General features: G+C 68.3%; 12 protein-coding genes. 5 read left to right on the top strand and 7 right to left on the bottom strand.

Annotated elements, in window-relative coordinates; genetic code table 11:
• Nucleotides 1–11 precede the first annotated feature (11 nt).
• A complete protein-coding gene (locus BMX93_RS04090) occupies nucleotides 12–509 on the bottom strand; it encodes a DUF3145 domain-containing protein (protein ID WP_091968374.1) in 498 nt (165 codons plus the stop codon).
• A 201-nt stretch (nucleotides 510–710) separates the two neighbouring features.
• On the opposite strand from BMX93_RS04090, the gene BMX93_RS04085 reads away from it, so the two are divergent.
• On the top strand, nucleotides 711–2,810 hold the full coding sequence (locus tag BMX93_RS04085; RefSeq protein WP_143052807.1) for a prolyl oligopeptidase family serine peptidase: 2,100 nt from the start codon (nucleotides 711–713) through the stop codon (nucleotides 2,808–2,810).
• Nucleotides 2,811–2,828: 18 nt separating this feature from the next.
• Here the strand turns inward: BMX93_RS04085 and BMX93_RS04080 are convergent, their stop codons facing one another.
• The 5 genes from BMX93_RS04080 to BMX93_RS04060 form a co-directional block, all read right to left on the bottom strand.
• Entirely contained in the window at nucleotides 2,829–3,695 is an 867-nt protein-coding gene (locus BMX93_RS04080) for a YggS family pyridoxal phosphate-dependent enzyme (protein WP_091968370.1), read from the bottom strand.
• A complete protein-coding gene (locus BMX93_RS04075; RefSeq protein WP_091968464.1) occupies nucleotides 3,692–4,651 on the bottom strand; it encodes a VWA domain-containing protein in 960 nt (319 codons plus the stop codon). The genes BMX93_RS04080 and BMX93_RS04075 overlap by 4 nt, the downstream gene beginning before the upstream one ends.
• Complete coding sequence (locus BMX93_RS04070; protein WP_091968368.1) at nucleotides 4,648–5,622, bottom strand: VWA domain-containing protein; 975 nt, start codon at nucleotides 5,620–5,622, stop codon at nucleotides 4,648–4,650. Before BMX93_RS04070 ends, BMX93_RS04075 begins: the two co-directional genes overlap by 4 nt.
• Nucleotides 5,622–6,623, bottom strand: coding sequence for a DUF58 domain-containing protein (locus BMX93_RS04065; protein WP_425438754.1), 1,002 nt, complete (start codon nucleotides 6,621–6,623; stop codon nucleotides 5,622–5,624). The genes BMX93_RS04070 and BMX93_RS04065 overlap by 1 nt, the downstream gene beginning before the upstream one ends.
• Nucleotides 6,624–6,685: 62 nt before the next feature.
• Nucleotides 6,686–7,831 carry an AAA family ATPase gene (locus tag BMX93_RS04060; RefSeq protein ID WP_091968366.1) on the bottom strand — a complete coding sequence of 382 codons (1,146 nt, stop codon included), beginning with the start codon at nucleotides 7,829–7,831 and terminating at the stop codon, nucleotides 6,686–6,688.
• A gap of 203 nt (nucleotides 7,832–8,034) precedes the next feature.
• Here BMX93_RS04060 and BMX93_RS04055 point away from each other — a divergent pair, with 203 nt between their 5' ends.
• The 3 genes from BMX93_RS04055 (at nucleotide 8,035) to BMX93_RS04045 (ending at nucleotide 11,017) form a co-directional block, all read left to right on the top strand.
• Nucleotides 8,035–9,030, top strand: coding sequence for a hypothetical protein (locus BMX93_RS04055; RefSeq protein WP_425438751.1), 996 nt, complete (start codon nucleotides 8,035–8,037; stop codon nucleotides 9,028–9,030).
• Entirely contained in the window at nucleotides 9,027–9,893 is an 867-nt protein-coding gene (locus BMX93_RS04050; RefSeq protein WP_177170061.1) for an HAD family hydrolase, read from the top strand. The genes BMX93_RS04055 and BMX93_RS04050 overlap by 4 nt, the downstream gene beginning before the upstream one ends.
• A 77-nt stretch (nucleotides 9,894–9,970) precedes the next feature.
• A complete protein-coding gene (locus BMX93_RS04045; protein WP_091968362.1) occupies nucleotides 9,971–11,017 on the top strand; it encodes an NAD(P)H-dependent glycerol-3-phosphate dehydrogenase in 1,047 nt (348 codons plus the stop codon).
• Nucleotides 11,018–11,088: 71 nt separating this feature from the next.
• Here BMX93_RS04045 and BMX93_RS04040 read toward each other — a convergent pair whose 3' ends face one another.
• Complete coding sequence (locus BMX93_RS04040) at nucleotides 11,089–11,700, bottom strand: TetR/AcrR family transcriptional regulator (RefSeq protein ID WP_091968360.1); 612 nt, start codon at nucleotides 11,698–11,700, stop codon at nucleotides 11,089–11,091.
• 69 nt (nucleotides 11,701–11,769) lie between these two features.
• Here BMX93_RS04040 and BMX93_RS04035 point away from each other — a divergent pair, with 69 nt between their 5' ends.
• Nucleotides 11,770–13,041 carry an alpha-amylase family protein gene (locus BMX93_RS04035; RefSeq protein ID WP_091968358.1) on the top strand — a complete coding sequence of 424 codons (1,272 nt, stop codon included), beginning with the start codon at nucleotides 11,770–11,772 and terminating at the stop codon, nucleotides 13,039–13,041.
• Nucleotides 13,042–13,279 lie beyond the last annotated feature (238 nt).

Genomic DNA, 13,279 nt, shown 5'->3' with positions numbered 1-13,279 from the left:
CCCCGGCGAACTCAGACGGCGCGGCTGAGCCAACGCACCGAGTCGCCGTCATCGGCCCGCCGGAAGATCTCCAGCTCCTCGTCCCACGGTGTGCCCAGCAGATCGGCGATGGCCTCGGTGAGGCTGCGCCCGCCAAGGGCCTCTCGCGCCACCGCGGCACGCAGCCGGTTCTCCCCGACCATGATGTCGCCGCTCTCATCGGTGAGTGCGTGGAAGACACCGAGTCGGGGCGTGTAGCTGTAGCGCTCCCCCATCCCGGCTCCTGCATCGCAGGTCACCTCGAAGCGCAGCTCACGGCAGCGCATCAGAGCAGAGACCAGCGCTGCGCAGCTGTCCTGGGAGCCGTCCCAGCCCAGCTCGGTGCGCAGCGTACCGGGCTGAGCGCCCTGACGCGCCCAGTTGCAGTGCACCGTACGCCCCAGCGCCCCGCCGATTGCCCACTCGACGTGCGGACACAGCGCTGCTGCGGCCGAGTGAATGTAGATCATGCCGCGAGTGCATTCCACCATGCCGGTTCCTCTCGTTGTTCAGGTGTGCCTTCCCCAGCAGCCTGCGCGCGAGTGGCCAGCAGATATTCGGTTGTGCTGTTGAGTTTGCACCACATCGGCCCGATTGACCAAGCGAATTCGATAGGGAGCGAAGCCCCAATCGGTCCCACCCGATGCACCGGCCGCGACGCGGCAGGGGGATCTGTCGCTAGGGTGATCGTCATGGCATCACCGGAGACGGGGCCTGCCCCGAGCACCGACGCTCGCGGCGCCCCTGCGAACTCACGCACCGAGGGACCCGGCCACCCGGACCCCACCCGGGCAGGCCAGGATGGCGCTCCACGCGAGCGGCTCCGGGTCGGCTACGGAAGCTGGCCCTCGCCCATGTCGATCGACGAGGCGGTGAGCGCCGGAGTCACCGTGCGCGAACTGGGCAGCGACGGCCACCAGCCGTTCTGGGTGGAGTCCACCCCCGACGCGCAGGCCAGGCTCACCCTCATGACCTTGCGCGACCGCGCAGCGGTCGAGGTGAGCCCGGCGCCCTCATCGGTGCGGAGCCGAGTGAATGAATACGGCGGCGGAGCCTGGGCGGCCCGGAGCACCACCGTCGTGTGGTGCGACGACACGACCGGCCAGGTCCTTGCCCGTACCGGCGATCAGGAGCCATCGGCTGTGAGCGCACCCAGCGAGCGGTATCGCTATGGCGCTCTCGAGCTGTGCCCACAGCTCGGAATCGTCATTGCGGTGCGCGAGGAGCACAGCGACTTCGCGATCACTACGACCCTCGTGGCCCTGCCGCTGCCCAGCCCCGGGGCTGCGCCCACCTCAGGGCTGGTGATTGCGAGCGGCGCGGACTTCTACGCCGACCCGGCGTGGAACGGCGATGACCTCCTTGCGTGGATCGAGTGGGACCAGCCGGCGATGCCGTGGGACGCCACCCGGCTTGTGGTGGCCGAGCTGACCACAGCTGACGACTCCACCGCGGGGAGCGGCCTCCGGGTGAGTTCCCCGCTCACTGTTGCCGGCCGTATCGCAGCGCCCCGAGAGGGCGTCTCGGTGCAGCACCCTCACTGGGCACCCGACGGCTCGCTGGTGTTCACCGCTGACGCCTCGGGCTGGTGGACGCTGTACCGCTGGTGGCCCCGCTCCGGTCAGGCTCCCTACCGGCTGAGCCAGCAGGATGGCGAGGAGGACCAGCCGATGTGGCAGCTCGGTCGCCAGGCGCTGGCTGTCAGTGGTGGCTGGGTCTATCACGAGCTGCGCGACCAGGGAGTGTGCTGGCTCGCCAGGACGCCGCTCGCCGGCGGTGCCGTCGAGCGCATCGAGCGCTTCGCCTCGGTCGATGCCGTGGTGAGCGCCAAAGACAGTGTCTTTGCGCTGGTCGGCCGGGCCGACGCGCCGACGGCCATCGTCGAGGTGGATGACGCTGATCGGTACGGCGAGGCGCATATCCGGGTGGTGCGCTGCCCCAGCTTGCCGCCCGACCCAGCCATCACATCGATCGCCCGTCCACTCACCGTCACCGGACGGCAGGGCGTGGTGCACAGCTGGTACTTCGCGCCGCACAACGATGCGGTGAGTGCACCTGAAGATGAGCTCCCGCCGGTCATCCTCACTGTGCACGGCGGCCCGACCGGTATCGCAACCGGCTCCTATGACCCCGAAATCGCCTTCTGGACCTCACGCGGATTCGCCGTGGTCCAGGTGAACTACTCAGGATCGGCAGGATTCGGGCGTGCTTACCGCGAACGGCTGCGCGGACAGTGGGGCGTCGCCGAGGTCAACGATTGCATCGATGTGGTCGACGCGCTCATCGCCGAGGGGCTGGCCGATCCCGACCGGATAACGATCGAAGGGGGCAGCGCCGGCGGCTTCACGGTGCTGGCCTGCCTCACCTCCTCGGACAGATTCGCCGCCGGAATCAGCCGCTACGGCATCGGCGATCTGGTGGCCCTGCAGACCGACACGCACAAGTTCGAAGCACGCTACAACGACGGGCTGGTGGGGCCCTGGCCCACGGCCCGGGCCCTGTTCGAGCAGCGCTCCCCCATCAATCACCTCGACCGGTTGGCAACGCCGATGCTGCTCTTCCAGGGCTTGGACGACCGCGTGGTGCCGCCGAAGCAGGCCGAGCAGATGGCCCAGGCGGTCCGGGCCCGCGGACTGCCGGTGGCACTGGTCACCTTCGAGGGCGAGGGCCACGGTTTCCGGCTTCCCGCGACGCGTCATCGCGTACTCGAGTGCGAGCTGAGCTTCCTGGGCCAGCTGTTCGGCCTGGCGGTTCCTCCCGGCGTGGATGAGGTGGAGGTAGAGAATCTATGAGCTGCGGGCGGGTGTGATTCAGTCGCCCTGTCCGTAGTCGCGCGGCCCGAACAGGGCGGTACCGACCCGAACCGTCGTGGCCCCGTGCGCGATGGCCAACTCGAAATCGCCGCTCATGCCCATGGACAGCTCCGGCCAGCTCGAATCCAGCACCGCGTCATCGCGCAGCTGGGTCTGCAGGCCCGCCAGCCGGTCGAAGCAGGCTGCCACCGCGTGCCGGTCGGGCGAATTCACGGCGACTGTCATGAGCCCAGCCACCTCGAGACAGTCGAAGTCGCCGAGGCGGCGGCACAATGCTGTCGCCTCGGCCATCGGCACACCATGTTTTGCCTGCTCACCGGAGGTGTTCACCTCGACCAGCACGCGCAGGGACACGCCCAGGGCACTGAGCCGACGGTCGAGCTTTGCCGCCAGCTTGAGGGAATCCAGAGCCTGGAATTCCTCGACGAGTCCGGCGACCGCATTGACCTTGTTCGACTGCAGATGCCCGATGAGCGCCAGACCTACGTCGTGCCCGGCGAGCTGCGCAGATTTCGCGACGATCTCCTGAACGTGGTTCTCACCGAACAGCCGCCGACCAGCTGGGCCTGCTGGCACCTCCTCCCGCGTCGCCAGCGTGTCCAGGACCCGATCGACTGCGAGGATCGAGGCTGCGGAGTGGGTCTTGCTCACCGGAAGCAGCCGCACACTGCTGCGCGGACGCCCGGCCGCGGCGCAGGCCCGCCCGACACGGTCCCACACGTCCCTGACCCGGCTCGGGAGGTCGGTGCCTACGGCGCCGCGCCAGAGCTGCCTCACCTCGTCCGCTCCTGCCGCCGTGCGCGCCGGCTCGTCCGCCCGCAATCCGCCCGGCGTCTCGCCGCTCGCTGCACTGTCCTCGATCATGGCCATCGTGCCGCCAAAGATATGACACCCACACCGGCAAGGAGTGCAAGGACCAGAGCGATGCCTGCGTAGCGGTCGGTGATCTCATGGCCCTGCTTCGTGTAGCCGATCTGCTGGGAGATCGTCTGGTACACCGACTGGAGCTTGTTCAGAGAATCAGCCGAGTACGGTTTCCCGCCCGACAGACGGGCCACGTTCGCCAGCTCCGCGTGATCGACGGCCACCGACTGGCGGACCCCGTTCTCGTAGACATAGCCTCCGGGCGTGCCGTAGGCGATCGTGTAGATCGGCACATTCTGCTTGCGGGCCTGTTCAGCTGCCCCGGCGGAGTCACGGCCCATGTTCGTTGCCCCGTCGGAGAGCAGCACGATGGCGCCCGGGGCCGGATCATCCGGATGCTTGGGATCCTCGGGGGCAAGTGTGAGGGCCTGCAAGGAGGTGTAGATCCCCTCACCGATCGCCGTCGAGGGTTGCAGGCTCAGGGCGTCGATCGCCCGATCGACGGCCGAGTGATCGGTCGTCGGGGGCATCTTGATCTCCGCCGTGGCGGCGAAGGAGACGAGAGCGACATTGAAGGTGTCCGGCAATGTGGCGATGAACTGCTTGGCGCCCTGCTTGGCCGCGGACAGCCTGGTCGGGCTGACATCGGTGGCCATCATCGACCGCGACACGTCGATCGCCACGACGATCGTGGCGCGATCACGCGGCACATTCACCAGGGCCTGGGGGCGGGCGTAGGCCACCACGAGCGACGCCAACGACAGCAGCGAGGCGACCACCGAAAGGTGACGCTTGAGGTTCGCGTCCTTCGGCAGAATCGCCCGCAACAATGAGCTGCCGCGCCCGGCGGCACGGTTGCGTGCCAGCAACACGAGATAGAACGCTGCCAGCGCGCCGGGCACGAGCAGCCACCACAGCCGGCCCGGATTCATGAAGCTCAACAGGGGAATGATCATGGCCACCTCGCCGCCATCGACACCACGCCCAGGCTCGCCACGACCGCGAAGGCCATCGCATACAGCGCCCACTGGGCGGTCACCTCGGCGCGCTCTTTCTGGTAGCCGACATCGGAACGCAGGTCTTTGTAGACGCTGTCGAGCTGGCCCGCGCTCGAGGCTGTCATCGCCTTGCCGCCGCTGACTTGGGCGATCCTTGCAAGAGTTGCGGTATCGGGTGCCACGTTGTATCGCCTGTCGTTCACGTCGACATAGCCGTTCTGGGTGCCGAAGGCGATGGTGTTGATCGGCACCCCCTTCTCCTTGGCCTGGCTGGCAGCGGCCACCGGATCGCCGCCGGCGGTCTCCGAGCCGTCCGACATGAGCACCATGAGGCCGGGGGCCGGACGGCCGTCGTCGCCTGTGGGCGCCTGGGAGATCGCGCTCAGGCCCTCGGTGATGGACTGCGCGATAGCTGTGCCGTCCGCCACCTGCAACTTGCTGATGGCCTGATTGAGCACCCCCCGATCGACGGTGGGGGGAACGAGGATGTTGGGATGGCCCGAGAGCGTCACGAGTGACACGTTGTACTGCGCCGGCAATGAGTTGACGAACTGAGCAGCGGACTTCTTTGCGGCATCGAGCCTTGTCGGGCTGACATCGGTGGCTTCCATCGAGCGCGACACGTCAATGATGAGCACGATCGTGGCCCGCTCGCGCGGCACATTGACGGTGGCCACCGGTTTGGCCCAGGCACCGCCGATGAGGATCATCGAGCACAGCGCCATCGCCACCGACGCGTGACGGCGCCACTGGCGCTGGTGCGGGAGCACGGCTCCCACCACGCCGGTGTTGGTGTAGCGGATTCCCCGGCGTCGGGCGAGCTGCAGGATCAACACATAGGCGATGATGAGGGCCGGCACGACGAGCAGGGCCCACAGCCGTGCAGGGCGCTCGAACTCCCAGAGCAGGACACGGGTCACGGAGTCCATCAGCGGCTCACCCCCTTGGGAGGCTGGGAGATCACGGCGGCCGTGCGCCGGTAGGTCAGCACGAAGCGGGCGATGTCGGCCACCCAGTCACGATCGGTGCGCAAGACCACGTGACCGGCACCGGCGCGCCGGATCGCGGCAGCGGTACGTTCCCGCTGAGCGCGAGATGCCCGGCTGACGGCCTCGCGCGCCCGCCGATCGCTCGTATTGACGAAACGCGCGAAATCCGTCTCGGGATCGCGCAGCAGAACCTCACCCACATCGGGGAAGTCCACCTCGGCGGCATCGAGAACCTCGACGCACACCACCTGGTTGCGCACCGCAAGCCGCCGCAGGGGCCGCTCCCAGGCGGGCGGGCGGGCGGCGCTGATCTCGGCCTCGCCCGCGGTGAGGAAGTCGGAGACGACGATGCGCAGGCCACGGCGCTGCTGGGCACGGATGAGCGCCTCGATGCCCTGACTCAGGTCGACGGAGCCGGCGGCCCGGTCATGCTCGATGGGGTCCTCGAGCATCTTGCCGAGCATCCCGTAGAGCGCGGTACGCCCCGAGCGAGCCGGCATGCGCATCACCGCGTCGGAGTGCATGACAAGCCCACCGAAGCGGTCGCCCATCTTCTGGCTGATGAATCCGAAGGTGGCCACGGCGGCGATGCCGAGATCACGTTTGGTCACCCCGCCGGTGCCCCAGTTCATGGACGGAGTGGCATCCAGCAGGGCCCATACCTCCAACTCGCGGTCCGCCACGGTGTCGCGCACATGGGGCACCGTGGTGCGAGCCGTGACAGCCCAGTCCATCCGTCGCACATCGTCCTGGCCCGGCACGTAGACGCGCGCGTCGTTGAGATCGGAGCCCGCGCCGGGCAGCAGACCGAGGTGATCACCCTGGAGGAAGCCCTCCAGGCGACGCACGATCGTCAGTTCGAGGCGGCGCAACGCCGCCTCGGGCGCCAACGAGCGCAGCGAGAGCGTTGGCCCACCCGGTTCACGCAGCACCGAGAGCACGGCTCCCAGTTCCCGCGTGCCCTTGGCTGGCCGCGGTGGTTCGAAGTCGGGAGTGCCGGGAGTCACGACGCGATGGACCCGCTCGTGGACTGGCCATCCCCGCCGTCACCGGCAGACGGCCCGCTGGGACGCTGGCGGGCAGCTGCGGTATCCGGGTGGCCATTCTCGGGACTGTAGCGATGCTGTCCCTGGGCCTGCCTGCGCTGCTGGGAGTTCCACACCGGAGTAGGCGCCGGCACCATGGCCAGCACCCGCTCCACCACCTGAGCAGGATTGACGTTGTCGGCGATGGCATCGAAGCTCAGCAGAATGCGGTGCGACATGACATCGGGCGCCACCGCCTGAACATCGGTGGGAAGCACGTAGTCGCGTCCGTGGATGAGGGCCAGCGCACGAGCCGCCCCTACCAGACCCAGCGTCGCGCGCGACGAGCAGCCGATCTGGATCACCTTGGCGAGATCGGGCATGTTGAAGCCTGCCGGATCGCGAGTGGCAAGCACGAGGCGCACGATGTACTCGGCCACCAGGTTGTGGACGAATACATTGGCCGCCTGGTCCTGCAGGCGCTTGGTCGTTGCCGGGTCGAGAACCGCAGTGGCGCTGGGCGGTCGTACCGACATGCGCCGCAGGATCTCGAACTCCTCGTTGCCCTTCGGATAGGGCACGTCGACCTTGAGCAGGAAGCGGTCGCGCTGAGCCTCGGGCAATGGATAGACACCCTCGGACTCGATGGGGTTCTCGGTAGCGATGACGATGAACGGATCGGGCACCGGGTGGGAGGTACCGGCGATGGAGACCTGCTTCTCCGCCATCAGCTCGAGCATGGCCGACTGCACCTTGGCGGGGGCACGGTTGATCTCGTCGGCGAGCACGAAATTGGTGAAGACCGGGCCGAGCTCCACATCGAAGCTCTCCTTGCTGGCCGAGTAGACGCGTGTCCCGACGATATCGGAGGGCACCAGATCGGGGGTGAACTGGATGCGCGCGAAGGAACCCCCCACGACGGTGGCGAAGGTGCGCACCGCGAGCGTCTTGGCGGTGCCAGGCACCCCCTCGAGAAGGATGTGACCCTTGGCGAGCAGCCCGACCATGAGCTGCTCGACCATGTGCTCTTGACCCACGATGACCCGCTGCACCTGGGAGATCGCGGTCCCGAGCAGCTTTGCTGCATCCTCGGTGCTCAGGGGCTGCTCGTTCTGTGTGCTCAACTCAACTCTCCTGGACAGCTCGGGGACGCCTGGCGGGCGCGGAGTCAGCGTCGCAGGCAACCTTACCCCGCGGCGCCGGACCGGCCATGTGTCAACTACCCTGCCACGCGTTGCTGACAGCTACTCACAGTCTGCGCACAGCTACCGGCTGCAGCCTGGTCGCCGGCTTCGGTCGTTTGGCAGTTGTGATGAGATGGGGAGCGATGTCAGCACCGGACAACACTGGAACGCCGCCGGAGAACGAACAGCTCCCCGCGGCTCCTCTTGTCGACTCCTACCCCCTGCTGACCACCGATCCTCCCAAGATCGACGAATTCTGGCTCGATTCCCGCCTCGTGGCACGCAGCAGCGGGGTCGCCTTCCTGGCGCACGCCGACGGGCAGCCCCAGGTGATGCTCCTCATGCTGTCCGACGGCGCGGCGAAGGACGCTGCCGCCCGCGACCGCCTGGCCGGCGAGGTCAACAAGATGAATGCCGCCACGGTTGTCGCGCGAGGCGGTCAGGGGCAGGACGACGGGCGGCTGGGGCATCTGTACCGCGACGATGCCACGCGCCCCCCATCCCCGGACCCGACGCCAGAGGCCCCCTGGGTCGCGCTAGCATGGGATGGTTCGCGCGACGCCCTCGCCGAGGCAGACCGGCTGCTGCGCACCGTCGACCTGTCGAGCACTCCCCAACTTGGTCGGACAACCGGGCCCTCGTTCGCCCTGCCATGGGTCGGCAACTCCCGGCCCGGGACCTGGCGAGCCTGGCCGCTGCCGTGGCCAGGACGCAGGGACCGCGCCGGCTGGGTTCCCTTGCTGGCCAGCTGGCTGCTCATGGTCCTGCTCGCCACACTCGCGCTGCTCATCGCCGTACTGATCTTCCAGAACAGGCCGCCCGAGTCGCCCAGCGCCCCGGTGACCGGCTCGGCCACGAGTTCACAGAGCAGCCCCCAGTCTGGATCGCCCTCGCAGAGCCCGACCGGCTCCCCGTCCCCGAGCGAATCGGCGTCCCAGTCGGGCTCACCCAGCCAGTCCGCATCGCCGAGCCAAAGCGGCTCGGAATCGCCCAGTACGCCCGCCTCCCCGACACCATCGGGTTCCCAGTCCAGCCCCGGCGACCACGGTTCCCCCACGAGGACTCCGTCGATGGGCGTGTCGGGGTCCGGCACGGCCAGCGCAACCCAGAATCCCACGAGCGACGAGTCGGTGCTGTGAGCCAGGCGCGTATCCCCGGCCCGGACGCCCCCGCCACGTCGGGCACGCCAGCGCGCTTCCGGCTCATCGCCACCGATCTCGACGGCACCTTCCTAGCGCCCGATCAGCAGCTGCACCCCGCCTGCGTCAGTGCGGTGCGGCAGGCTGCATCGCGTGGTGCCCAGGTGGTCTTCGCCACGGGACGGCCGCGACGCTGGACGGTCGTGCTCGAGCCGCTGCTCGACATCTCCTACACGCTCATCGCGAGCAATGGCGCGGTCGTCGTCGACCCGCACGCCCGCCGGGTGCTCGACTTCCATGCCCTGGGCCCCGACCAGGCACTCGGTTTCGCCGCCGACCTGGCGGAGCTGGTGCCCGATGTGTGCTTCGCAGTCGAGTACGCCCTGGATGGTTGGGGCGCCGACACGATGTTCGCCGGTCACGAGACAGCCGAGCGGCCGGATCACGTCGACACGCTGAGCTCACTGGTGCACATCGGTCCCGTCGTCAAGCTCATTGCACTGTCGCCGAGCACGCCCACCGAGAGCTTGGCCAGGGCCTGCCGGCAGGCGTCCGATGGACGAGTCAACCCCACCTTCTCGTTCGCCCGCTCGGCTGGCTTCGTGGAATGCAGCGCGCCCGGCGTGAGCAAGGCCTCCGCACTGAGCGCGATCCTCGACGAACAGGCAGTGACGCCCGATGAGGCGATGGCCTTCGGGGACATGCCCAACGACCTGGAGATGCTGGCGCTCGTCGGGCACCCCTATGTGATGGCCAACTCCCATGCCAGCGTGCTCGAATCCGGATACCCGGTGGCCGGCAGCAATGCCGAGGGTGGCGTCGGGGCCGTCATCGCCCGCGAGCTGGGCCTCGATCAGGGCTGAGCCGCAGACCCGACGGTAGCGTGGTGTCATCGACGCACCGACGGCGAGCGTCCCGGCTCGCATGAGTAGGGGGAACGATGGCGACGGTCACGATTCTTGGTGCAGGCGCGATGGGGGCGGCACAGTGCCGGCCACTGGCCGATGCGGGGTGGGACGTTCGGCTGTGGGGCACGCGATTCGATGATGAGCTGCTCGACCTGCTGTCCACGGGTGCCCCGCATCCCCGCACCGGCGTGCCACTGCCCGATTCGGTTCACATCTATCGATCGGGTCAGCTGGGCGAGGCGCTGGCAGACAGCCGAGTGGTGGTGATGGCGGTGATCTCCGCCCAGGTGCCCCGGCTGGCCCGCGAGATCCTCGAGCCGCTCGCCAACGCCGATTCCCTGTGGCTCACCTCGAAGGGCTTCAGCCAGGTGGAGGACGGCCGGGTGAGGCTGCTCTCGGAGAATCTCCGCAGGATTGCCCAGGAAGCGCACGTCGAGCTGCCACCGATCGTCACCGTGGCCGGGCCGGTCCTGGCCGACGAATGCGCGGCGGCGCGTCCCACTGCCCCGGTGTTTGCCTGCCACGACATTTCGGTCGCGCAGCGCTATGCGCGGCAATGCTCGACCCCGGCCTATTCGATCATGGCGAGCGGCGACGAGGTCGGCGTCGAGGTCTGTGCGCCCCTGAAGAACAGCTACGCGATGGCATTGGGCCTTGTCGACGGCCTGAGCGAGCGTGACGGCGCGGCGACGCACAATCTGCGCGCCGCGACGTTCGTGCAAGCGGTGCACGAGATGGCGGTCTTCGGGCGCCAGCTCGGAGGCGACCCGATGACGGCAGCCGGGCTCGCGGGGCTGGGCGATCTGGAGGTCACCGGGCAGGCGGGCCGCAACCACGGCTTCGGGCGACGGATCGGGCTGGGCGCAAGCACGACTCAGGCGCGCGAGGAGATGGCGGCGCTGGGGCAAAGTGTCGAGGGCATCGACTCGACCAGGCTCGCACTCCTGTTCGCCGATCAGATCGGCCATGGGCTGCTCGACCACCTGCCGTTGCTGCGGATGGTCGGCGACGTTCTGCTGGGCCGCGAGATCGATCCTCTCGCGAGCCTGGCGAAGGCGGTGCTGCCACGGACCAGCTGAAATCGCGCGATGCCGAGCGCGCCACCGCGACGGCGTCGGATCAGCGGCCCTCGCGCCGGCGCGCCAGCTGGTCAGGCCGACCAATCGCCCAGGGCACCCTCCAGCGCCCCGAGCGCAGCCTCGAGGAGTGCGGACCGTTCATCCTCGGGGCAGTCGCGCTCGACCCAGTGCAGGCAGGCGGCATCGAGGAACCCGAAGTAGCCCCACAGGGCATAGTCGTGCCGCGCGAGGGTGCTGGGCGCGAGGATGGCTGCCAGCCGATTCACGTAGTCGTGACGGGCCTCGAGACGGATGGCGGCGACAGCGGAGGGCTCGGTGCCCGGGTTGCGCAAGGGCATCGCCCAGGCCGAAGGGTGGCTGGCGATGTGGTCGAGATAGACGCGAGTGGCTGCGAGAAGTCGATCGCGTGCCGGGACTCCGGGCGCAAGGCTAGCCAGCGCAGCTCCCTGGCGGGCCAGAAGGCTGTCGATGGCGAGCCGCACGATCTCGGCGTAGAGCTCCTCCTTGCCCGAGAAGTAGCGATATAACAGGGCATCCGAGGTGCCAACCCGCTGAGCGATGGACGAGACCGTCACCTCGGCGTAGGGATGCGCAGCGAAAGCCTCGGCAGCCGCGGCCAGGATCGCGGCACGCCGTGCGTCGGGATCGAGCCTGGTGCGTGGCTGGCGGTCGATGCGTGCCATATTGCCCATCCTAACGTTACTGAACTAGCATCACTAGTAGTAGTGAACGTCCTTCAGTAGGAGGCAGGGATGAATTGGACCGAGCACGCAATCTGGTGGCACGTCTATCCGCTCGGATTCTGCGGCGCCCCGATCCGCGAACCCCACCCCTCCTCCGCTCCCCGGCTGCGCCGTCTGCTGAACTGGCTCGACTATGCCGTAGAGCTGGGCGCCTCCGGACTGCTGCTGGGGCCGATCTTCGCCTCTCGCACACACGGATACGACAGCCTCGACCAGTTCCGCATCGACCCTCGTCTGGGTGGTGACAAGGACTTCGACGAACTCCTCGCCGCCTGCCAGGCCCGAGGACTGCGCATAGTCCTGGACGGAGTCTTCAGCCATGTCTCGGCAGACCATCCCGAGCTGCTGCGGGCCCTTCACGAGGGCCCCGACAGCCACGCCGCCGCGCTGTTCGATATCGACTGGCACGCCGATGGCGGACCGGCCCCCCGGGTCTTCGAGGGGCACGAGGGGCTGGCACGGCTCAACCATGCTGCCCCTCAGACAGTGGACTATGTGACCGAAGTGATGCTCCACTGGCTCGACCGCGGTATCGACGGATGGCGCCTGGATGCCGCCTATTCGGTCGATCCGGCTTTCTGGGCACGCGTGCTTCCCCGGGTTCGCGCCAGGCACCCGGACGCCTGGTTCCTCGGAGAGATCATTCACGGCGACTACCCAGCGTTCGTCGCCGCCTCCGGGGCCGACTCGGTCACCCAGTACGAGCTGTGGAAGGCCATCTGGTCCAGTCTCGGTGATCGAAACCTCTTCGAGCTCGAGTGGGCCCTTGGCCGTCACAACGGCTTTCTCGAGCACTTCATCCCGAACACCTTCATCGGCAACCACGACGTCACCCGCATCGCGAGCAGGCTCGGCGCCCACGGAGCGATCACGGCCCTGGCCATCCTCATGACAGTGGGAGGCATCCCCTCAATCTATGCCGGCGATGAGCAGGGCTTCACCGGCGTCAAGGAGGACCGGCTGGGCGGCGACGACGCGATCCGCCCCGCCTTCCCCCAGACCCCCGACCAGCTTGCGCCCTGGGGCGAGGAGATCCACCGCGTCCACCAGGACCTCATCGGCCTGCGACGGCGCCACCCCTGGCTCACCACTGCCAGCACCGAGACGCTGCACCTGACGAACACGGTCTTCGCCTACCGGGTGAGCGCACGGCATGGCCACGACCACCTGGATGTGGATATCGATCTCGATTCCCCCCGGACCGTCACGATCCGCGATGCCTCGGGGGATGCCCTGTGGATCCAGCCCGCGACGCCGGATCCCGGTCACCCGGAGAACTGAGCCGGACGCTCTCCCGCGCCGTGGCGACGATCGATGCAACGGCGGGGTTTGCCGCGGGCTCTGTGGAAATACGGGCAATTCCGCGCCGAGGACGATCGCAGGCGGCCTGCCCGCCTGCGATCCAGCAGGCCACGCAGCAATCCGGCTCTTCACAGATGAGGGTGTAGGTGGGGTCTGAAGCCGCCGGTCTCGAGCAGGCTGCGGGCGATGTAGTTGGTGAGGTTGCGGAAGCCGAGGG

The sequence above is a fragment of the Propionibacterium cyclohexanicum genome (genome assembly GCF_900111365.1).
GTDB lineage: Bacteria > Actinomycetota > Actinomycetes > Propionibacteriales > Propionibacteriaceae > Propionibacterium > Propionibacterium cyclohexanicum.
The sequence above is the reverse complement of the archived record's forward strand: the minus strand, read 5'-3'. Positions and strand labels throughout refer to the sequence as shown.